This is a genomic window from Streptomyces sp. NPDC033177 (assembly GCF_055577715.1).
This window is the reverse complement of the sequence record NZ_JBVIPS010000012.1, coordinates 302224-321322: the sequence shown is the minus strand read 5'-3', so window position 1 is coordinate 321322 and position 19099 is coordinate 302224. Positions and strand designations below refer to the sequence as shown.

Annotated in this window: 15 protein-coding genes; 10 read left to right on the top strand and 5 right to left on the bottom strand. The window is 71.1% G+C overall.

Translation table 11 applies throughout. The annotated features are described in order from the left end of the window. The first annotated feature begins 49 nt into the window (after nucleotides 1-49). On the top strand, nucleotides 50-748 hold the full coding sequence (locus tag ACZ5U5_RS36210; protein WP_469030473.1) for a PepSY domain-containing protein: 699 nt from the start codon (nucleotides 50-52) through the stop codon (nucleotides 746-748). Nucleotides 749-1166: 418 nt separating this feature from the next. Here the strand turns inward: ACZ5U5_RS36210 and meaB are convergent, their stop codons facing one another. Together meaB and ACZ5U5_RS36200 are read right to left on the bottom strand one after the other, a co-directional pair. Continuing rightward, nucleotides 1167-2123: a methylmalonyl Co-A mutase-associated GTPase MeaB gene (meaB, locus tag ACZ5U5_RS36205; protein ID WP_469030471.1), complete on the bottom strand. Its 957-nt coding sequence runs from the start codon at nucleotides 2121-2123 to the stop codon at nucleotides 1167-1169. Nucleotides 2124-2183: 60 nt separating this feature from the next. Then, entirely contained in the window at nucleotides 2184-3386 is a 1203-nt protein-coding gene (locus ACZ5U5_RS36200) for an acetyl-CoA C-acetyltransferase (RefSeq protein ID WP_469030468.1), read from the bottom strand. 136 nt (nucleotides 3387-3522) lie between these two features. Here ACZ5U5_RS36200 and mce point away from each other — a divergent pair, with 136 nt between their 5' ends. From mce to ACZ5U5_RS36165, 7 genes are all read left to right on the top strand, one after another. Next, on the top strand, nucleotides 3523-3963 hold the full coding sequence (gene mce / locus ACZ5U5_RS36195) for a methylmalonyl-CoA epimerase (protein ID WP_135330222.1): 441 nt from the start codon (nucleotides 3523-3525) through the stop codon (nucleotides 3961-3963). A gap of 266 nt (nucleotides 3964-4229) precedes the next feature. Continuing rightward, entirely contained in the window at nucleotides 4230-8147 is a 3918-nt protein-coding gene (gene scy / locus ACZ5U5_RS36190; protein ID WP_469030465.1) for a polarized growth protein Scy, read from the top strand. Nucleotides 8148-8329: 182 nt separating this feature from the next. Continuing rightward, on the top strand, nucleotides 8330-9265 hold the full coding sequence (locus ACZ5U5_RS36185) for a coiled-coil domain-containing protein (protein WP_160507257.1): 936 nt from the start codon (nucleotides 8330-8332) through the stop codon (nucleotides 9263-9265). Nucleotides 9266-9378: 113 nt separating this feature from the next. Beyond that, on the top strand, nucleotides 9379-10374 hold the full coding sequence (locus tag ACZ5U5_RS36180; RefSeq protein ID WP_469030462.1) for an ABC transporter ATP-binding protein: 996 nt from the start codon (nucleotides 9379-9381) through the stop codon (nucleotides 10372-10374). A gap of 3 nt (nucleotides 10375-10377) precedes the next feature. Then, nucleotides 10378-11148 (top strand): ABC transporter permease, encoded by a 771-nt coding sequence (locus ACZ5U5_RS36175; RefSeq protein ID WP_469030459.1) that lies wholly within the window; start codon nucleotides 10378-10380, stop codon nucleotides 11146-11148. Between the two features lie 179 nt (nucleotides 11149-11327). Further along, nucleotides 11328-12491 carry an ABC transporter ATP-binding protein gene (locus ACZ5U5_RS36170; RefSeq protein WP_469030457.1) on the top strand — a complete coding sequence of 388 codons (1164 nt, stop codon included), beginning with the start codon at nucleotides 11328-11330 and terminating at the stop codon, nucleotides 12489-12491. A 98-nt stretch (nucleotides 12492-12589) separates the two neighbouring features. Continuing rightward, nucleotides 12590-13426, top strand: coding sequence for an ABC transporter permease (locus ACZ5U5_RS36165; RefSeq protein WP_469030637.1), 837 nt, complete (start codon nucleotides 12590-12592; stop codon nucleotides 13424-13426). A gap of 24 nt (nucleotides 13427-13450) precedes the next feature. Here ACZ5U5_RS36165 and ACZ5U5_RS36160 read toward each other — a convergent pair whose 3' ends face one another. Beyond that, a complete protein-coding gene (locus ACZ5U5_RS36160) occupies nucleotides 13451-13783 on the bottom strand; it encodes an ATP/GTP-binding protein (RefSeq protein WP_469030455.1) in 333 nt (110 codons plus the stop codon). Nucleotides 13784-13993: 210 nt separating this feature from the next. Here ACZ5U5_RS36160 and ACZ5U5_RS36155 point away from each other — a divergent pair, with 210 nt between their 5' ends. Further along, the gene (locus ACZ5U5_RS36155; protein WP_469030452.1) at nucleotides 13994-15055 is read left to right on the top strand and encodes an LLM class flavin-dependent oxidoreductase; all 1062 of its coding nucleotides are present in this window, start codon (nucleotides 13994-13996) and stop codon (nucleotides 15053-15055) included. Between the two features lie 70 nt (nucleotides 15056-15125). On the opposite strand, the gene ACZ5U5_RS36150 is transcribed toward ACZ5U5_RS36155, so the two are convergent. After that, nucleotides 15126-15518, bottom strand: a complete 393-nt coding sequence (locus tag ACZ5U5_RS36150; RefSeq protein ID WP_361049961.1) for an SCO5389 family protein — start codon at nucleotides 15516-15518, stop codon at nucleotides 15126-15128. Between the two features lie 212 nt (nucleotides 15519-15730). On the opposite strand from ACZ5U5_RS36150, the gene nucS reads away from it, so the two are divergent. After that, nucleotides 15731-16402, top strand: a complete 672-nt coding sequence (gene nucS / locus ACZ5U5_RS36145) for an endonuclease NucS (protein ID WP_469030450.1) — start codon at nucleotides 15731-15733, stop codon at nucleotides 16400-16402. 73 nt (nucleotides 16403-16475) lie between these two features. Here the strand turns inward: nucS and ACZ5U5_RS36140 are convergent, their stop codons facing one another. Continuing rightward, a complete protein-coding gene (locus ACZ5U5_RS36140) occupies nucleotides 16476-18947 on the bottom strand; it encodes an ATP-binding protein (protein ID WP_469030447.1) in 2472 nt (823 codons plus the stop codon). Nucleotides 18948-19099 lie beyond the last annotated feature (152 nt).

Sequence of the window (19099 nt, the reverse complement as noted above, 5' to 3'; positions counted from 1 at the left end):
CGGCAGCGGCCCCCGGGCCGCACAGCCACCGTCTCGGGAGGAACCCCTTATGAAGCGCAACATCGTCATCGCCACCGTCGCAGCCCTGGCCCTGGCCGGGGGCGGTACGGCGACAGCGCTCGCTGCCACCGGCGACGACGACTCGTCGGCCGCCGCGAAGAAGTCGAGCGTCCAGCTGAAGAACGACGACCGGGACAACGACCGTGACGACGACCGGTACGACGACCGGGACGACGCCAAGGAGAACACCGCCGAGGCGAAGGCCGCCAAGGTGACGGCGGCCGACGCGATCAAGGCGGCCCTGGCGAACCAGTCCGGCACGGCCGTCTCCGCCGAGCTGGACGACGAGGACAACGGCGGTCTGGTCTGGGACGTCGACGTGCTCGGCAAGGGCAGCACGTGGCACAGCGTCCAGGTCGACCCCGGCACCGGCAAGGTGCTCGGCTCGCACACCGAGCAGGACGAGGACGGCGACGCGAACCGCGTGGCCGCCGCCCTGAAGGGTGCGTCCACCACGGCGGAGGACGCGGCGAAGGCTGCCGCCGCCAAGGGCACGGTCACTTCCGTGGACCTGGACGAGGACGGCACGGCCAAGGCCTGGGACGCGGAGACGGCCTCCGGCAAGGGTGCGGAGTCCGACTGGAAGGTGGACCTGCAGTCGGGCAAGGTCACGGCCGACAAGTCGGACGCCCAGGACGACAATGACTCCGACGACAACGACTCGGACGACGACGGCTCCGACGACTGACGGGTCCCCCCTCCGTCAGTCAGCCCCCACCGCCCCGCAGGGATTTCCCTGCGGGGCGGTTTGTGTCGTGGGTGCGGGGCTCCTCTTCCGGCTGCGTCTCGTCCTCCGGGTTCGACTCGTCTTCCGGCTGCCTCGTCTTTCGGCTTCGCCTCGTCTTCCGGCCTTGCCTCATCTTTCGGCTTCGCCCTGAACCGCCGCTTCGCGGCGGATCTTTCCCACCCACCCACCCGATTACCCCGGGGTGCTCGGGTGGGTGGGCGGGAGACATCGCCGCGAAGCGGCGGCATGTGGCATGTTCGGCTGCCGGCCACCGGCAGCAGCGGTTCCGGCGGCCCGCCGGATCACCCAACCGGTCCGCCACCTCAGCCCGAGGTCAAGGCGGCCCCCGCCGCAGCCCGAGGTCAAGGCGTCCGCCACCTCACCCCGAGGTCAAGCTCGCGACCAGCTCGTCCGCCGCCGCGTAGGGGGACAGCTCCCCCGCCACGATCCGCTCCGCCAAAGCCGAAAGCCGCGCGTCACCGTGAAGGTCCGCGATTCGCTCCCGCAAAGCAGTGACCGCGATTGTCTCCACCTCCCGGGCCGCCCGCGCCGCGCGACGCTCCCCCAGTACGCCCCGCTCCTCCATCCACGCCCGGTGCTTCTCCAGGGCCTCGACGACCTCGTCGATCCCCTCGCCCCGCGCGGCCACCGTCTTCACGATGGGCGGGCGCCAGTCCCCGGCACCGCGCGACTCCCCGAGCCCCAGCATGTGGTTCAGTTCGCGCGCGGTCGCGTCCGCGCCGTCCCGGTCCGCCTTGTTGACGACGTACACGTCACCGATCTCCAGGATTCCGGCCTTCGCCGCCTGGATCCCGTCCCCCATCCCGGGGGCGAGGAGCACCACCGACGTGTCCGCCTGCGAGGCGATCTCCACCTCGGACTGGCCCACGCCGACCGTCTCGACCAGGATCACGTCGCAGCCCGCCGCGTCCAGTACGCGGATCGCCTGCGGGGCCGACCATGCCAGGCCGCCCAGGTGGCCGCGCGTCGCCATGGAGCGGATGTAGACCCCGGGGTCGGACGCGTGCTCCGACATCCGGACCCGGTCGCCGAGCAGCGCGCCCCCGGAGAAGGGCGACGAGGGGTCGACGGCGAGGACGCCGACCCGCTTGCCCGCGCGCCGGTACGCCGAGACCAGCGCCGACGTCGAAGTCGATTTGCCGACACCGGGAGATCCGGTGAGGCCCACCACGTACGCATGGCCCGCCAGCGGAGCCAGCGCCGCCATGACCTCGCGGAGCTGCGGGGACGCCCCCTCGACCAGTGAGATCAGCCGGGCCACGGCCCGTGGCCTGCCCTCGCGGGCCTGTGCCACCAGGGAGGGGACGTCCTGCATGTCAGACAGCTCCGTTCCTAGACGTAGAGAAGGCGTACCCGCGCGAAACGCGTCAGGACCTCAGGCCTTCGCCACCTTCACGATCAGCGCGTCACCCTGCCCGCCGCCACCGCAGAGCGCCGCGGCACCCACGCCGCCGCCCCGCCGCTTCAGCTCAAGGGCGAGGTGCAGGACGACGCGTGCGCCGGACATCCCGATCGGGTGACCCAGGGCAATGGCACCGCCGTTGACGTTCACCTTTTCCGAGGACACCCCGAGGTCCTTCATTGACTGCACCGCGACCGCGGCGAACGCCTCGTTGATCTCGATCAGGTCGAGGTCGGCGACGTCCAGGCCCTCCTTCTTCAGGGCGTGCTTGATGGCGTTCGACGGCTGCGACTGGAGCGAGTTGTCCGGGCCCGCCACGTTGCCGTGCGCCCCGATCTCCGCGATCCAGTCGAGGCCGAGCTCCTCGGCCTTGGCCTTGGACATCACGACGACCGCCGCGGCGCCGTCGGAGATCTGCGAGGAGGTGCCCGCCGTGATCGTGCCGTCCTTGGTGAAGGCGGGGCGCAGCTTGCCGAGCGACTCGGCGGTCGTCTCGGCGCGGATGCCCTCGTCCTTGGAGAACAGGACCGGGTCGCCCTTGCGCTGCGGGATCTCGACCGGGGTGATCTCGGCCTCGAAGATGCCGTTCTTCTGGGCGGCGGCCGCGCGCTGGTGCGAGCCGGCGGCGATCTCGTCCTGCTCGGGGCGTGCGATGCCGAGGCGGGTGTTGTGCTTCTCCGTGGACTCGCCCATGGCGATGGCCTCGAAGGAGTCGGTCAGGCCGTCGTACGCCATGGAGTCGAGCATCTCGATGGCGCCGTACTTGTAGCCCTCGCGGGACTTCGGGAGGAGGTGCGGCGCGTTCGTCATCGACTCCTGGCCGCCGGCGACGACGATGTCGAACTCGCCCGCGCGGATCAGCTGGTCGGCGAGCGCGATCGCGTCGAGCCCGGAGAGGCACACCTTGTTGACGGTGAGTGCCGGGACGTTCATGGGGATGCCCGCCTTGACGGCGGCCTGACGCGCCGGGATCTGCCCTGCCCCGGCCGTGAGCACCTGCCCCATGATCACGTACTGCACCTGGTCGCCGCCGATCCCGGCCCGCTCCAGCGCGGCCTTGATCGCGAAACCGCCCAGGTCGGCGCCGGAGAAGGACTTGAGGGAGCCGAGCAGGCGGCCCATGGGCGTCCGCGCGCCCGCGACGATCACTGAGGTGGTACCGGTCGTTCCAGACATGTGCCACGGCCCCTTGGGAGGAGGAGTTAATGAGGGTTTACTTGAATGTACTGAGCGGTACGCCGCGCGTCATCGGGCGTTCGGTGTGATCGCGCGCACGTTGCGTAATCACCGCCGGAAGGGCTGCACTTAAAACATGCTGACGCGAATCGATCACATCGGGATCGCCTGTTTCGACCTCGACAAGACCGTCGAGTTCTACCGCGAGACATATGGCTTCACGGTGTTCCACACCGAGGTCAACGAAGAGCAGGGCGTACGCGAGGCCATGCTCAAGATCAATGAGACGAGTGACGGCGGCGCCTCCTACCTGCAACTCCTCGAACCCACCCGCGACGACTCCGCCGTGGGCAAATGGCTGGCCAAGAATGGCGAGGGCGTGCACCACATCGCCTTCGGCACCGCGGACGTGGACGGCGACGCGGCGGCCATCAAGGACAAGGGCGTACGCGTCCTTTACGAGGAGCCCCGGATCGGTTCCATGGGCTCCCGCATCACCTTCCTGCACCCCAAGGACTGTCACGGTGTGCTGACCGAACTCGTCACCTCGGCAGCTCAGGAGTCACCGGAGCACTGACCTCCGCATACTTGGGCCGGTAGGGTTGGGGGCGGCCGTCCGAAGTTCGGGCGGCCGGTCGTCCGTACGCTGGGCGGCCGCTTGCCGGGGTCCGGGTTTCGGGGGACGAGCGTCAGGGCAGCAGCCCAGGCTCTGCTGTTGATCTGACACCATTCCCCGTGGGCCCCGTTCGGCGGATGGACAGGGCTCGTACGAAACTTGCGACCAGAGTGGGGTCTCTCCTGCTCGAACGAAGTTCAGAGCCTGGGGAAGGATGGGACCGCGCAGTGCGGGGCTACGAACGCCAAGAGAGCTCGCGGGCTGAGACGGACCATCTTTCGCGGTTCGAGGCCGAGATGGACCGGCTGAAGACCGAGCGAGAGAAGGCTGTTCAGCACGCCGAAGACCTCGGCTACCAGGTCGAGGTGTTGCGCGCCAAGCTGCACGAGGCGCGCCGTAACCTCGCGTCCCGCCCTGCCTATGACGGCGCGGACATCGGCTATCAGGCCGAGCAGTTGCTCCGTAATGCCCAGATCCAGGCCGACCAGCTGCGCCAGGACGCCGAGCGGGAGCTGCGCGACGCCCGTGCGCAGACCCAGCGCATCCTTCAGGAGCACGCCGAGCAGCAGGCCAGGCTCCAGTCCGAGCTGCACTCCGAGGCGGTGTCACGCCGTCAGCAGCTCGACCACGAGCTGTCCGAGCGCCGCCAGACCGTCGAGTCGCACGTCAACGAGAACGTGGCGTGGGCCGAGCAGCTGCGGGCGCGCACGGAGCAGCAGGCGCGCCGCCTGCTCGACGAGTCGCGCGCCGAGGCCGATCAGGCCCTTGCCGCCGCCCGCGCGGAGGCCGAGCGCGTGGCCGAAGAGGCCCGCCAGCGCATGTCGAGCGATGCCGAGTCGGCCCGTGCCGAGGCCGAGGCGATCCTGCGCCGGGCCCGTTCGGACGCCGAGCGCCTCCTGAACGCCGCGTCCACCCAGGCGCAGGAGGCCACCGACCACGCGGAGCAGCTGCGTTCGTCCACGGCCACCGAGTCCGAGCAGGCGCGCCGCCAGGCCACCGAGGCGAGCCGGGCCGCCGAGCAGCGCATGGCGGAGGCCGAGACGGCGCTGCGCGAGGCGCGCGCCGAGGCCGACAAGGTCCTCGCCGAGGCCAAGGAACTGGCGTCCAAGCAGCTCTCGGCCGCCGAGGGGGCCAACGAACAGCGCACGCGTACGGCCAAGGAGCAGGTCGCGCGTCTTGTCGGCGAGGCCACCAAGGAAGCCGAGGCCACGAAGTCCGAGGCCGAGCAGCTCGTCGCCGACGCCCGCGCCGAGGCCGAGAAGCTGATCAAGGACGCCGCCGAGAAGGCGCGCACGATCACCGCCGAGGAGACCGCGGGCCAGCTCGCCAAGGCGGCCCGTACGGCGGAGGAAGTACTGGAGAAGGCGTCCAAGGACGCCAAGGACACGACGAAGGCCGCCACCGAGGAGGCCGAGCGGATCCGCAGCGAGGCCGAGGCTGAGGCGGACCGGCTGCGCGCCGAGGCGCACGACATCGCCGAGGGCCTCAAGGGCACGGCGAAGGACGACACCAAGGAGTACCGCGCCAAGACCGTCGAACTGCAGGAGGAGGCGCGCAGGCTGCGCGGCGAGGCCGAGCAGCTGCGCGCCGACGCGGTCACCGAGGGCGAGCGGATCCGGGGCGAGGCCCGGCGCGAGGCCGTCCAGCAGATCGAGGAGGCGGCCAAGTCCGCCGAGGAGCTGCTCGCCAAGGCGAAGGCCGACGCGGACGAGCTGAAGTCGGCCGCGACCACCGAGAGCGAGCGGGTCCGCACCGAGGCCATTGAGCGCGCCACGAGCTTGCGCAAGCAGGCCGAGGAGACCCTGGAGCGCACCCGCGCGGAGGCCGAGCGGCACCGCGAGGAGGCCGCCGAGCAGGCCGAGGCCACGAAGTCCGAGGCCGAGGACGCCGCGCGGGCCCTGCGCGAGGAGACCGAGCGGGCGATAGCGGCACGCCAGGCCGAGGCGGCCGACGAGCTGACGCGCCTGCACACGGAGGCCGAGGAGCGTCTGGCCTCCGCCGAGCAGGCACTCACCGACGCCCGCGCCGAGGCCGAGCGCATCCGCAAGGAGGCGGCGGACGAGACGGACCGCCTCCGTTCGGAGTCCGCGGAGCGGATCCGCACCCTTCAGTCGCAGGCCGAGACCGAGGCCGAGCGGCTGCGCACCGAGGCCGCCGCCGACGCCTCGCAGGCGCGCGCCGAGGGCGAGAACGTGGCCGTGCGGCTGCGTTCGGACGCCGCTGCCGAGGCCGAGCGCCTCAAGACCGAGGCGCAGGAGTCGGCCGACCGGCTGCGCTCGGAGGCCGCTGCCGCCGCCGAGCGCGTGGGCGCGGAGGCCGCCGAGGCGCTGTCCGCCGCCCAGGAGGAGGCCGCGAGGCGCCGCCGGGAGGCGGAGGAGACCCTCAGCTCCGCGCGCGGAGAGGCCGACCAGGAGCGCGAGCGGGCCCGCGAGCAGAGCGAGGAGCTCCTCGCCTCCGCCCGCAACCGCGTCGAGGAGGCTCAGGCCGAGGCCGTCCGCCTGGTCGAGGAAGCCGACCGCAGGGCGACCGAGATGGTCTCCAGCGCCGAGCAGACCGCCCAGTCCGTGCGGGATTCCGTGGCGGGCCTCCAGGAGGCGGCGCAGGAGGAGATCACGGGCCTGCGCAGCGCCGCCGAGCACGCGGCGGAGCGCACGAGGACCGAGGCGCAGGAGGAGGCGGACCGTGTCCGCTCCGACGCGTACGCCGAGCGGGAGCGCGCGTCCGAGGACGCCGCCCGCGCTCGTCGCGAGGCGAGCGAGGAGGCCGAGGCCGCCAAGTCCCTGGCCGAGCGCACCGTTTCGGAGGCCATCGCGGAGGCCGAGCGGCTGCGTTCGGACGCTTCGGAGTACGCCCAGCGGTCGCGTACGGAAGCCTCGGACGCGATCGCGTCGGCCGAGCAGGACGCCTCCCGCACCCGTGCCGACGCCCGCGAGGACGCCAACCGCATCCGCAGTGACGCCGCGAGCCAGGCCGACCAGCTGATCGGCGAGGCGCGCAGCGAGGCGGAGCGGCTGCAGAACGAAACGGTCGCGGAGGCCGAGCGGCTGCAGGCCGAGACCATCACGGAAGCCGAGCGGCTGCGTGCCGAGACGGCCGCGGAGGCCGAGCGGGTGCGCTCGGAGTCGGTGGCCAAGGCCGAGAAGCTCATCTCGGACGCGACGGGCGACGCCGAGCGGCTGCGCGCGGACGCCGCCGAGACGGTCGGCTCCGCCCAGCAGCACGCCGAGCGCATCCGGTCCGATGCCGAGCGCGTCAAGGCGGAGGCGGCGGCGGAGGCCGAGCGGCTCACCTCGCAGGCGCGGGACGAGGCCGACCGCACCCTGGACGAGGCGCGCCAGGCGGCCAACAAGCGCCGTTCCGAAGCGGCCGAGCAGGTCGACACGCTCATCACGGAGGCCGCGGCCGAGGCCGAGAAGCTGACGACCGACGCGCAGGAGAAGGCGCTCAAGGCCACCACGGACGCGGAGGCGCAGGCCGACACGATGGTCGGCGCCGCCCGCACGGAGGCCGACCGCCTTGTCTCCGAGGCGCGGGTCGAGGGCAACTCCCTGGTGGAGAAGGCCCGTACGGACGCGGACGAACTGCTCGTCGGCGCCCGCAGGGACGCGACGGCCATAAGGGAGCGTTCCGAGGAGCAGCGCGACCGCCTCACCGCGGAGATCGAGGAGCTGCACGAGCGTGCGCGCCGCGAGTCCGCCGAGGCGATGAAGACCGCCGGTGAACGCTGTGACGCGCTGGTGAAGGCCGCGGAGGAACAGCGTGCCGAGGCCGAGGCGCAGGCCAAGGAACTGGTGTCGGACGCGAGTTCCGAGGCCGGCAAGGTCCGTATCTCGGCCGTGAAGCGGGCCGAGGCGCTGCTCAAGGAGGCCGAGACGAAGGTGGCCGAGCTGGTGCGCGAGGCCGAGCGCGTCAAGGCGGAGGCGCAGGCCGAGGCGGAGCGTACGGTTGACGAGGGCAAACGCGAGCTCGAGGTTCTCGTCCGCCGCCGCGAGGACATCAACGCCGAGATTTCCCGTGTCCAGGACGTGCTGGAGGCGTTGGAATCCTTTGAGGCGCCAACGGTCCCCGGCCCGAAGGACGGTGGCGTCAAGGCCGGTGCGACGGCAGGCTCAACTCGATCGGGTGGCAAGCCGTCTGAGGGCTAGCCAAAGAACATCTCGCGTGCTTTGTAAGGACCTTCGGCACTGTCGCTGGCAAGTGCTCCGGCGGTTAGCCACTCAAAAGGGGTGTCATTCTCCAGATCAAACGGGCATCTGCTCGATGACACGCCGCTTGGACCCCTAGGATTCCCTCTATCACCTCACCGGTCTCATTCGACAGGAACCCCATGAGCGACACTTCCCCCTACGGCTTCGAGCTTGTGCGGCGTGGGTACGACCGCGCTCAGGTGGACGAACGTATCTCCAAGCTCGTCTCCGACCGTGACAGCGCTCTTGCTCGTATCACTGCTCTGGAAAAGCGCATTGAGGAGCTGCACCTCGAGACGCAGAACGCGCAGGCGCAGGTAGCCGACGCCGAACCGTCGTACGCGGGCCTCGGTGCCCGCGTCGAGAAGATCCTCCGCCTCGCCGAGGAGGAGGCGAAGGACCTGCGCGAGGAGGCTCGTCGCGCAGCCGAGCAGCACCGCGAGCTCGCCGAGTCGGCGGCCCAGCAGGTGCGCAACGACGCCGAGTCGTTCGCGGCCGAGCGCAAGGCCAAGGCGGAGGACGAGGGCGTCCGGATCGTCGAGAAGGCCAAGGGCGAGGCGGGCGCGCTGCGCAGCGAGGCGCAGAAGGACGCGCAGCAGAAGCGCGAGGAGGCGGACGCCCTCTTCGAGGAGACCCGCGCCAAGGCCGCCCAGGCCGCGGCCGACTTCGAGACGAACCTCGCCAAGCGCCGGGAGCAGTCGGAGCGTGACCTGGCCTCGCGTCAGGCCAAGGCCGAGAAGCGTCTCGCGGAGATCGAGCACCGCGCAGAGCAGCTCCGCCTTGAGGCCGAGAAGCTTCGCACGGACGCCGAGCGCCGCGCTCGCCAGACGGTGGAGACCGCTCAGCGTCAGGCCGAGGACATCGTCGCCGACGCGAACGCCAAGGCCGACCGGATCCGCTCGGAGTCCGAGCGGGAGCTCGCCGCCCTGACGAACCGTCGGGACTCCATCAACGCGCAGCTCACGAACGTGCGCGAGATGCTGGCCACCCTTACGGGTGCGGCTGTGGCTGCCGCGGGTACGCCTGCCGAGGACGAGCCGGTCTCCCGCGGGGTGCCTGCTCAGCAGACGCGATAAGGCCGTTGGGACACCGCGGGCCCGCTCTGGCTGGTCGCGCAGTTCCCCGCGCCCCTCACGGGGCCCCTGCCGCTCCGGTGGCAAGGGGCCTCGTGCCGTTTTAGCGTGGCCGCATGATCGAGCTCGAGGGGCTGACCAAGCGGTACGGCGAGAAGCTGGCCGTCAACGACCTCACCTTCACCGTGCGTCCGGGCATGGTCACCGGCTTCCTCGGGCCCAACGGCGCGGGCAAGTCCACGACGATGCGGATGATGCTCGGGCTCGACAACCCCACGGCGGGCGCCGCCCGGATCGACGGCAAGCGGTACGCCCAGCTGAAGGATCCGCTCAAGTACATCGGCGCCCTGCTCGACGCCAAGGCCATGCACGGTGGGCGCAGCGCCTTCAACCACCTCCTGTGCCTCGCCCAGAGCAACGGCATCCCGCGCGCCCGCGTCCATGAGGTCCTGGACACCGTGGGCCTGACGCAGGTCGCCAAGAAGAAGGCCAAGGGCTTCTCGCTCGGCATGGGGCAGCGGCTCGGCATCGCGGGCGCGTTGCTCGGCGACCCCGAGATCCTGATGTTCGACGAGCCGGTCAACGGGCTCGACCCCGAGGGCATCCACTGGATCCGCAACCTGATGAAGTCCCTGGCCTCGCAGGGCCGCACGGTCTTCGTCTCCTCCCACCTGATGAGCGAGATGGCGCTGACCGCCGACCATCTGGTCGTCATCGGACAGGGGCGGCTGCTCGCGGACACCTCCATGGCGGACTTCATCCAGCAGAACTCACGCAGTTACGTACGACTGCGCTCCCCGGAGCGTGAGCGCCTCCTCGATGTGCTGCACCAGGAGGGCGTCACCGCCGTCGAGGCGGGCAACGGCACCCTGGAGGTCGATGGCACGCCCTCGGAGGACCTCGGTGAGCTCGCCGCCCGCCATCAGCTCGTACTCCATGAACTGAGCCCCCAGCGGGCCTCGCTGGAAGAGGCGTTCATGCAGCTCACCGCGGAGTCGGTGGAGTATCACGCGCACGCAGACCACGCGGGGCCCGGCGTCGCCCCGCCGCCACCCGGGCGGGCCGCCGCGGGCTGGGGCGAGAGCTGGCAGCAGCCGAAGAGGGGGGCCTGAGCGATGGCCGCGACGCAGGTACTGAAGTCGGAGTGGACCAAGATCCGCTCGGTCTCGTCGACCGTGTGGACGCTCGGTCTCGCGCTGGTCGTCACGGTCGGGCTCGGCCTGCTGATCAGCATTTTGGCGAAGAACGACTACGACAGCCTCAACGCCCAGGACCGCCGGGTCTTCGACCCGACCTTCACCAGCTTCGCCGGCATGAGCCTCGGCCAGCTCGCGATGATCGTCTTCGGTGTGCTCGTCGTGTCGAACGAGTACAGCACCGGCATGATCCGCACCTCGCTCTCCGCGGTCCCGCAGCGCGCCACCTTCATGGCGAGCAAGGTCGCGGTCGCCACCCTGCTCTGTCTGGTGGTGGGTCTGGTCACCAGTTTCATCGCGTTCTTCGTGGGCCAGGCGGTGCTCGGCGAGCACAAGGCGGTGATCAGTGATCCGGGCGTGCTGCGCGCGGTGATCGGCGGCGGGCTCTACATGACGCTCATCGCGATGTTCTCGATGGGCGTCGCGACGATGCTGCGCAGCCCGATGCTGTCCCTCGGCATCCTGATGCCGTTCTTCTTCCTCATCTCCAGCATCCTGGGCAACGTCTCGGCAACGGAAAAGATCGGCCGCTACCTCCCCGACCAGGCGGGCAGCAAGATCATGCAGGTGAAGACCCCACTGGACGACGACACCCCGTACGGCCCCTGGGGCGGGCTGGCGATCATGGTGGTGTGGGTCGTGGTCGCGCTGATCGGCGGCTATGTGCTGCTGAAGAAGCGGGACGCGTGACGCTTCGCTGACACCGCGGGCCCGGCAAGGCGCTCGCCCTTCCGGCTGGGGGCCCGGGGGTCGTCCCCCCGGAAGATTCAGTGCGCACTCTTGGCTGGAACCGTCAGCTCCCCGTTATCCTCCTAACCCTTACGGGGGCGTGTGCCCCGACGTCCTGAACCATTCGATGGGTGCGGAGAATGATCGAGGCAGTCGGCCTGACGAAGCGCTACGGCGCCAAGACAGCCGTGTACAACCTTTCCTTTCAGGTGCGACCCGGCACGGTCACCGGCTTCCTGGGCCCGAACGGCTCCGGCAAGTCGACGACCATGCGCATGATCCTCGGGCTCGACCAACCCACCACGGGCCAGGTGACGATCGGCGGTTACCCGTACCGCAAGCTTCCCAACGCCCCCCGCCAGGTGGGTGCGCTGCTCGACGCCAAGGCGGTGCACGGCGGCCGGCACGCCCGTAACCACCTCCTGTGTCTCGCGCAGCTCTCCGGTATCCCGGCCCGCCGGGTCGACGAGGTGCTCGGCGTCGTGGGTCTCCAGGAGGTGGCGAAGAAGCGCTCCAAGGGCTTCTCGCTCGGCATGGGCCAGCGCCTCGGCATCGCCGCCGCGCTGCTCGGCGACCCGCAGGTGCTGCTCTTCGACGAGCCGGTCAACGGCCTCGACCCCGAGGGCATCCTCTGGGTCAGGAATCTGATGAAGACCCTTGCCGCCGAGGGGCGTACGGTCTTCGTCTCCTCGCACCTGATGAGCGAGATGGCACTCACCGCCGAGCACTTGATCGTGATCGGCCGCGGGCAGCTGCTCGCGGACATGAGCGTCAAGGACTTCATCTCGCACAACTCCGCCGACTTCGCCCGCGTGCGTACGCCGGAAGGCGATGTGCAGCAGCGCGAGAAGCTGTCCGCCGCGCTGAGCGAGGCCGGCGGCCAGGTCATGCCCGAGCAGGACGGCGCGCTGCGCGTGACCGGTCTTCCGCTCCCCCGCATCAGCGACCTCGCGCACGGCGCGGACGTCCGCGTGTGGGAGCTCTCCCCGCACCAGGCCTCGCTGGAAGAGGCATACATGCGGATGACGCAGGGCGCCGTCGACTACCGCTCGACCGTCGACCAGCGCGCCGGACTCCAGCAGCAGCTGCCGCCGGGCGCGATGCCGCCGCAGCAGATGCCGGTGCCCGGCCAGGGCCAGCCCGGGTGGTACGCACCGCCGCCGCCCCAGCAGGGCGGCCAGCCCTTCGCGATGCCGCAGGGCGCACCCGGCGCACCGCAGGGCACCCCGAACCCGTACGCGACCGCCGCCCCGCAGGCGCTCGCCCCTGACATGACCAAGCGCGACAGCGAGGACCCCCGATGACCACGCCTCCGACTCCGCAGCCGCAGGCGCAGCCACCTCAGCAGGCCCCCCAGCAGGCCTACGCACCGGTCGGCGCCCCCGTGCCGCAAGGCGCCCCGATGGCTCCCCCGCCGGCCGCCCCCGCGCCGCCCTCCGCCTGGCAACAGGCGATGAACAACGCCTACACCTCGCCGATCCCGGTCAAGAAGACCCACCTCGGCAACGCCCTGGCCTCCGAGTGGACGAAGATCAAGTCCGTCCGTTCGACGATGTGGACCCTCGGCGTCTTCTTCCTGCTGGTCGTCGGCATCGGCCTGCTCGTGGCCGTGAACACGCAGAGCCGGGACTACGCGGACGTGCCGTTCACGATCCCGGCCTTCTTCGGCCTCGTGCTCGGCCAGATCTGCCTGATCACGCTCGGCGTCCTGGTGACGTCGTCCGAGTACGGCACGGGCATGATCCGTACGACGTTCACGGCGTCACCGCAGCGCTATCGCGTGCTCACCGCCAAGATCATGATCTTCTTCGTGATCGCCTTCGTCGTCTCGGCGGGCTCTGTTCTCCTGGTGGGCCTGATGACCTCGGGGATGCACAGCGGCCCCGAGGCCGGCGACGTCGCCTGGGCGGGCACGGTCCTCAAGGGCGGGCTCTACGTCTCGCTCCTGGGGGTCCTCGCCCTCGCCGCCGGTTCGATGCTGCGCCACTCCGCGGGTGCGATCACCGCGATGCTCGGTGTGGTCCTGGTCCCCGCGATCCTGCCCGTGTTCCTGATGATCTCCGAGGGCACACGGCCCTTCGGCGAGAAGATGATGGACTACAACGCCATCAACTCGCTCGCCAAGATCTTCGAGATGGACGGGGCGGGCGGCGGCACCTCACAGCTGCTGCTGCTCGTCGGCGTGACGGCGGCCGCGATCGTCGGCGCCTTCGCGCTCCTGGAGAAGCGCGACGTGTAGTCGCCCGGGGTCTCCCCCGGGGGCTCAGTACCTCGGCGCGTTACGGGACCGCTGCACCCGCGTGGTGCGGCGGTCCCTCGCGTTCCAGCAGGCCTTGTGCCAGTGCCTGCGCTCATCGACCCCGGAGTGCTCGGGCCAGGCCACCACGTGCGCGAGCCCGGAGGGGATCTCCTGGTCGCAGCCGGGGCAGCGGTAGGTCTTGCCGGCCGCGCTCGCGCCCGCGACGTGCCGCATGCTCCACTGCTCGCCCCGCCAGCTCTCGGTGGACTGGAAGCCGCCGTAGCGGCCCGTCGTTTCCCCGTCCATGCGCGGACTGTCTTCTCCGGCGCCCTTCGGGCGGTTGCGACGCGGGGACACGGGACACCTCACGGGATGTACGGGGGCCAGGGTGAGTCCAGCCTACGCGGCGCGGACCCGGGTAGTCGTCCTGCACCAACCCCCACAGATCCCCCCTGCATTTCGCAGAAAATCCGTCAATCTTCATGCCAAGCCGTGCCTTTGGCACGTGTCATGCGTTGTTGCCCGTAGGGGGAGTGCCTGCGTCGGCGCCAAGGAGGCAGGAGTGCGATGCGTGTAGGTAGTTTTGTTCTGGCCGCCCAGTTCCCCGGACAGGGGCCGGGGGAGGCGCTGCACCGTGCGGTGCGGTCCGCCGAGGTGGCCGAGGAGGCGGGCCTCGACTCGGTCTGGCTCGCCGAGCACCATTTCGTGCCGTACGGCACGTGTCCGTCCGCCGTAACCCTGGCCGCGCTCCTTCTCGGGCGTACGCGGCGCATCCGGGTCGGCACCGCCGTGAGCGTCCTGCCGACGGTTCATCCCGTCGCCCTGGGCGAGCAGGCGGCCCTGCTGCACCTGACGTCCGGCGGGCGCTTCTCGCTGGGCGTGGGGCGCGGCGGACCGTGGGTGGACCTGGAGGTCTTCGGGTCCGGCCTCGAGGCGTACGAGAAGGGCTTCCCGGAGTCGCTCGACCTGCTGCTGCGGTGGCTGACCGAGCCCCGGGTCGCGAGCGACGCGGAGCGCTTCCCGTTCCGCGAGGTCGCCGTGGTGCCACGGCCACAGGAGGCGCTGAGCGGCTCGGGCGGGGAAGCCGGGGATGTCGGGGAGCCACCCGAAGGGCCCGAGGTGATCGTCGCCTGCACCTCACCGGCCAGCGTGCGGCTCGCCGCGGAACGCGGTCTGCCGATGCTGCTCGGCATGCACGTCGGCGACGAGGAGAAGGCCGAAATGGTGGCGTTGTGGCAGAGGCACGCGCGCGCCGCGGGGCGCACGCCGGAGGAGGTCCTGAGGGCCGCGCACGTCTCGGCCGGGGTCGCGCAGATCGCGGACCGGCGCCTGGACGCGGCAGAGACGCTGCAGAAGGCGATGCCGGGGTGGCTCAAGCAGGGGCTCGACGCGCACGTCACGGTCGACGGCCGGGCACGGGCCATGCGAGACCCGCTCGCGTACACGGAGCTGCTCTGCGGACTGCATCCGGTGGGGACGCCGCAGCTGTGCGCCGACCGGATCGCGGCGACCTCGGAGCGCACGGGGATCACCCGCTTCGCGCTGCTCGTCGAGGGCTCGGGCGACCTGGCGACGACGGAGGAGAACGTCCGAAGGCTGGGGGCCGAAGTGCTGCCCCAGCTCGGCTGAGCCGCCGGGGCGGGGAGCTGCCGCTCCTGTACCAGAACACCTCCCGCGTACGGAGCGGCAGCAAAAGGCCTCAGCAGTCCCGCAGTTCGGGCGACTGGTTGAGCAGCTGGCCCCGGATCGAGGTGAACCGGGCGAGCCTGTCATCCACGGATGCATCCAGCGGGAACACCGCCACACGGTGGCAGTTCTGGAATGCGAGACGCACTCCGAAGTGGCGCTGCAGAGCGCCGCGAATCGCGTCACTCGCCAGCGCCCGCAGGAGCTGGCCGCGTGCCTGCTCACTCGGCGGCGGCGTCTGGTTGTCGGCGAACTCGCCGCCGTCAACCTTCAGCTGGGCCACCAGGGAGCTGATCATCTCCCATGCGTAAGGCAGGGAGGTCCGGACGCAGTCGACGAATTCCGCTTCATCGACCTCGCCTCGCTCGGCCTGTTCCAACAGTGCCGGTGAGACGTCGAGCGACATGGGTTCTCCTCTCGCACCCCCGGGGAGCGGGGGCTTCCGGACAGGGCAGGAGCCCGTGCACGCAGCGTGCATGCACGGCGACCTCCTGCTTATACGGTAAGCATCGGACCCGCGCTGCACCAGGAGATTGGGAACATAACCGGCCAGGATCGAACAGGGCCATCGCCGGAGGAATCGCGCGGACCACCTGGGGTCGAGTAGCGTTGCGCCCCATGCGTCTCGTCATTGCCCGATGCTCCGTGGATTACGCGGGCAGGCTCACAGCCCATCTCCCGTCGGCCCCCCGCCTGATCCTTGTGAAGGCGGACGGCAGTGTCTCGATCCACGCGGACGACCGGGCCTACAAACCCCTCAACTGGATGTCCCCGCCCTGCACCTTGAAGGAGGGGTCAGGGGACGACGCGGGCGTGTGGACCGTCGTGAACAAGGGGGGCGAGAAACTCATCATCACGATGGAGGAGATTCTGCACGACTCCTCACACGAACTGGGTGTTGATCCCGGCCTCATCAAGGACGGCGTGGAAGCACACCTTCAGGAACTGCTCGCCGACCGGATCGAGACGCTGGGCGAGGGCTATTCGCTGATCCGGCGCGAGTACATGACGGCGATCGGCCCGGTGGACATCCTCTGCCGCGACGCCGACGGACAGACCGTCGCCGTCGAGATCAAGCGGCGCGGCGAGATCGACGGAGTCGAGCAACTCACCCGCTATCTGGAGCTGTTGAACCGCGACCCGCACCTGGCTCCCGTGAAGGGCATCTTCGCCGCGCAGGAGATCAAGCCGCAGGCGCGCGTGCTCGCCACGGACCGCGGCATCGGCTGCGCCGTCCTGGACTACAACGCGATGCGCGGCATCGAGGACGACAAGCTGCGGCTGTTCTAGAGGTTCTCGTAGGAGTTCTTGCACGAAGAGGGGGCCGGGTCCTGGTGGACCCGGCCCCCTCTTCGTACGAGCGTCAGATCGTCGACGCCGGGCTGCTGCTCGCGGGGCCGCTCGCCGAGTCCGACATGTCCGGGGACGACGGCGGGTCCGGGGTCGGATCCGTGCTCGGCGGCGGAGTGGTCGGCGGCGGGGTCGTCGGCGGCTTGGTCGTGGGCGGCTTCGTGGTCGGCGGCTTGGTCGTCGGCGGCTTCGTCGTGGGCGGCTTGGTCGTCGGCTTGTCCGTGGGCTTGTCGGACGGCTTGTCCGAGGTGTCGTCGGACGGCTTGCCGCTGTCGCTCGGCTTGTCCGACGGGTCGTCGCTCTCGCTCGGGGTGCCGTCGTCGGCGGTGCCGGGGATGTTGTCGGGGCCGTCGCTGTCCGGGCGGCTCGTCGAGTCCTTGGCCGGCTTGTCGGCGGTCAGGCCGTCGTCGTCCTGGTCCTCGCTCGCCGACTGCTCGGTCTTGACCTTGTCGGGCGGGTTGTCGTTCCCGTCCGACGTCGCGCCGAGGGTCACCACCGTGCCGAGCACCGCGGCGAGGAGGGCTCCCGCGCCCGCCGCCACGAGGTTGCGCCGGGTGCCGTTGACGATGGAGCGCCGGGTCGGAGCCGGGCCCGCGCCCACCGCGGGCGCGGCGTTGCGGGTGACCAGGGTTTCGGGCTCGGGAGGCGGTGTGGGCAGCGCGAACGCCGCCGGTACGCCGCCGGGGGGCGACGCCGATTCGTCGTGGCGCGCGTCGGGCATCTCTTCGCCCGCCGCCGGGCTCGCGCCCGGAATCATGCCGCCCGAGCGGTCGGCGACCAGGGCGAGGGCCCTGCGGCCCGCGATCGTGCCCCGCTTGTCGGCGAGCGCGCCGCGCAGGCCGACGGAGGCCTCCAGCTCGACGCGGGCCCGGTCGAGCTGTCCGCCACAGAGGGCGAGGATGCCGAGCTCATGGTGGAAGTACGCCTCTTCGGCGACCTCACCCGCGGTCCGTGCCGCCTCCTGGCCCGACCGCAGGGCACGCTCCCAGGCGCCCCAGTCGAGCCCTCCCGCGAAGGCGGGCGCGACCGTACGGGCGAGCAGCACCGCGGCGCTCTCCTCGCCGCCGGCCGGCGCCCCCGACGCGGGCTGTCCCGCCACCAGGACACCGAGGGCCGCGAGCACGGCGTCCGCCTCGGCCACGACCCGCTCCGGACCGACCGAGGGGTGCCCGGCCCACCAGGCGTAGTGCTGGGCGGCGCCCTGTGCGCGTTCGGCGGTGTCGTCCGCGTACCCGGCGGCCTCCAGCTGCGTCCGCACTCCTGCGGCGAGCCGGTAGTGCGAGCCGACGGGCGTGACGAGCGCGGTGGAGACCAGCTCGGCGAGGGCCGCGTCCGCGTGGGTGTCCCCCACGAGAGCGGGCAGATGCGCCTGGTGCGGCAGTTCCCCGCCGAGCGCGACGGCGAACCGCAGGGTGGTGCGCGCCGACGGGCTCAGGCGGGAGGCGAGCAGCACCGCGGGCGCCGCGCCGTCGGCGAGCGAGGGCAGCGGCACATCGTGGCCCTCGGCGTCGAAGGGCGCGTCGACCGGTCCCTCGGCGTAGTAGCCGTACTCGTCGAAGGCGTTCGGGTCGGCGCGCAGCTGGTCGCGCTGGCGCAGCAGGGCGCCCGCCTGGACGAAGCGCAGGGGCAGCCCCTCCGACTCGAACCAGAGGTCGCCCGCCCAGCTCGCCTCGTCGTCCGTCAGGACGCGGCCGACGGCGCGCTCCAGGAGTTCGAGGCCGCCGCTGCGGCCGAGGCCGCCGAGGAAGACCTCTTCGAGGTGCGAGTCGGGCGACGGTGCCGCGACGTCAGGGGTCGCGGAGATCAGGAAGGCGCACTCGGGAGTGGCGTCGAGCAGCTCTTCCAGGGCCGCGGCGCCGAACTCCAGGTCGTCCAGGACGACGACGGCGCCGATGTCGTGGACGAGTTCGAGCAGCAGGGCGCGGTCGGGGCGGTGCAGCGGTGCGTTGTAGACCGTGCCGAAGAGGTCCTGGAGCAGGTCCGCCGGCGTCTTGTGGTACCCGGAGAGGCGTACGACGCCGTCCGGTGCGAGGTCCGCGCAGTCCTCCGCCACGGCGTTCAGGAGCGACGTGCGCCCCGAGCCCGCGGGACCGGTGAGGCGCACCGAGCGCCCGCGTGCGAGCAGGCGCACGAGCCGCTCGCGCTCTTCCTGGCGCTCAAGGAGCGGCAGCCGGGGCAGTGCGGGGCCCGGCGGCACGGGCGGCGCCGAGGCCCGGCGCACCTCGGCGCGCTCGGCCGCGGTGCGCCTGACGGGGCGTGCGGGCCGCTCCCCCGGCGGGCAGGGTTCGATCTCGCTGCCGTCGACGGGGTTCACGGTGAGCAGGAAGTCGCCCGAGACGAGCTGCACGGTGCGGGCGAGCGCCGGCGCGGGCTGTCCGAAGTCTGGCGTCAGAGGATCACGCGGTGGACGCACGGGACGCGCCGAATCGTCGTCGTTGATGCCGTCATGGCCGTACTCTTCCGGTCCCCGGTTCATCGGGTCCATGGTCAAAGCCCCCCAGATGCGTCGTGTACACAGCCCCCTCCGGCCTTGTGCACACTGCGCTGTCGCTTCTGGTCCGGTGCCCCCGCTCGGGCGTCTGTCTCGTCATGACGGTGGGCGACCGAACCCTAGACCTTCGCTCAGTATCTACGAAC

Coding starts and splice junctions, on each gene's coding strand:
- ACZ5U5_RS36165 (WP_469030637.1), top strand. CDS start 12,590: ATGGCTCCCCCGCCGGCCGCCCCCGCGCCGCCCTCCGCCTGGCAACAG.
- ACZ5U5_RS36175 (WP_469030459.1), top strand. CDS start 10,378: ATGGCCGCGACGCAGGTACTGAAGTCGGAGTGGACCAAGATCCGCTCG.
- ACZ5U5_RS36180 (WP_469030462.1), top strand. CDS start 9,379: ATGATCGAGCTCGAGGGGCTGACCAAGCGGTACGGCGAGAAGCTGGCC.
- nucS (WP_469030450.1), top strand. CDS start 15,731: ATGCGTCTCGTCATTGCCCGATGCTCCGTGGATTACGCGGGCAGGCTC.
- ACZ5U5_RS36200 (WP_469030468.1), bottom strand. CDS start 3,386: ATGTCTGGAACGACCGGTACCACCTCAGTGATCGTCGCGGGCGCGCGG.
- ACZ5U5_RS36150 (WP_361049961.1), bottom strand. CDS start 15,518: ATGTCGCTCGACGTCTCACCGGCACTGTTGGAACAGGCCGAGCGAGGC.
- meaB (WP_469030471.1), bottom strand. CDS start 2,123: ATGCAGGACGTCCCCTCCCTGGTGGCACAGGCCCGCGAGGGCAGGCCA.
- mce (WP_135330222.1), top strand. CDS start 3,523: ATGCTGACGCGAATCGATCACATCGGGATCGCCTGTTTCGACCTCGAC.
- ACZ5U5_RS36170 (WP_469030457.1), top strand. CDS start 11,328: ATGATCGAGGCAGTCGGCCTGACGAAGCGCTACGGCGCCAAGACAGCC.
- ACZ5U5_RS36185 (WP_160507257.1), top strand. CDS start 8,330: ATGAGCGACACTTCCCCCTACGGCTTCGAGCTTGTGCGGCGTGGGTAC.
- ACZ5U5_RS36140 (WP_469030447.1), bottom strand. CDS start 18,947: ATGGACCCGATGAACCGGGGACCGGAAGAGTACGGCCATGACGGCATC.
- ACZ5U5_RS36210 (WP_469030473.1), top strand. CDS start 50: ATGAAGCGCAACATCGTCATCGCCACCGTCGCAGCCCTGGCCCTGGCC.
- ACZ5U5_RS36155 (WP_469030452.1), top strand. CDS start 13,994: ATGCGTGTAGGTAGTTTTGTTCTGGCCGCCCAGTTCCCCGGACAGGGG.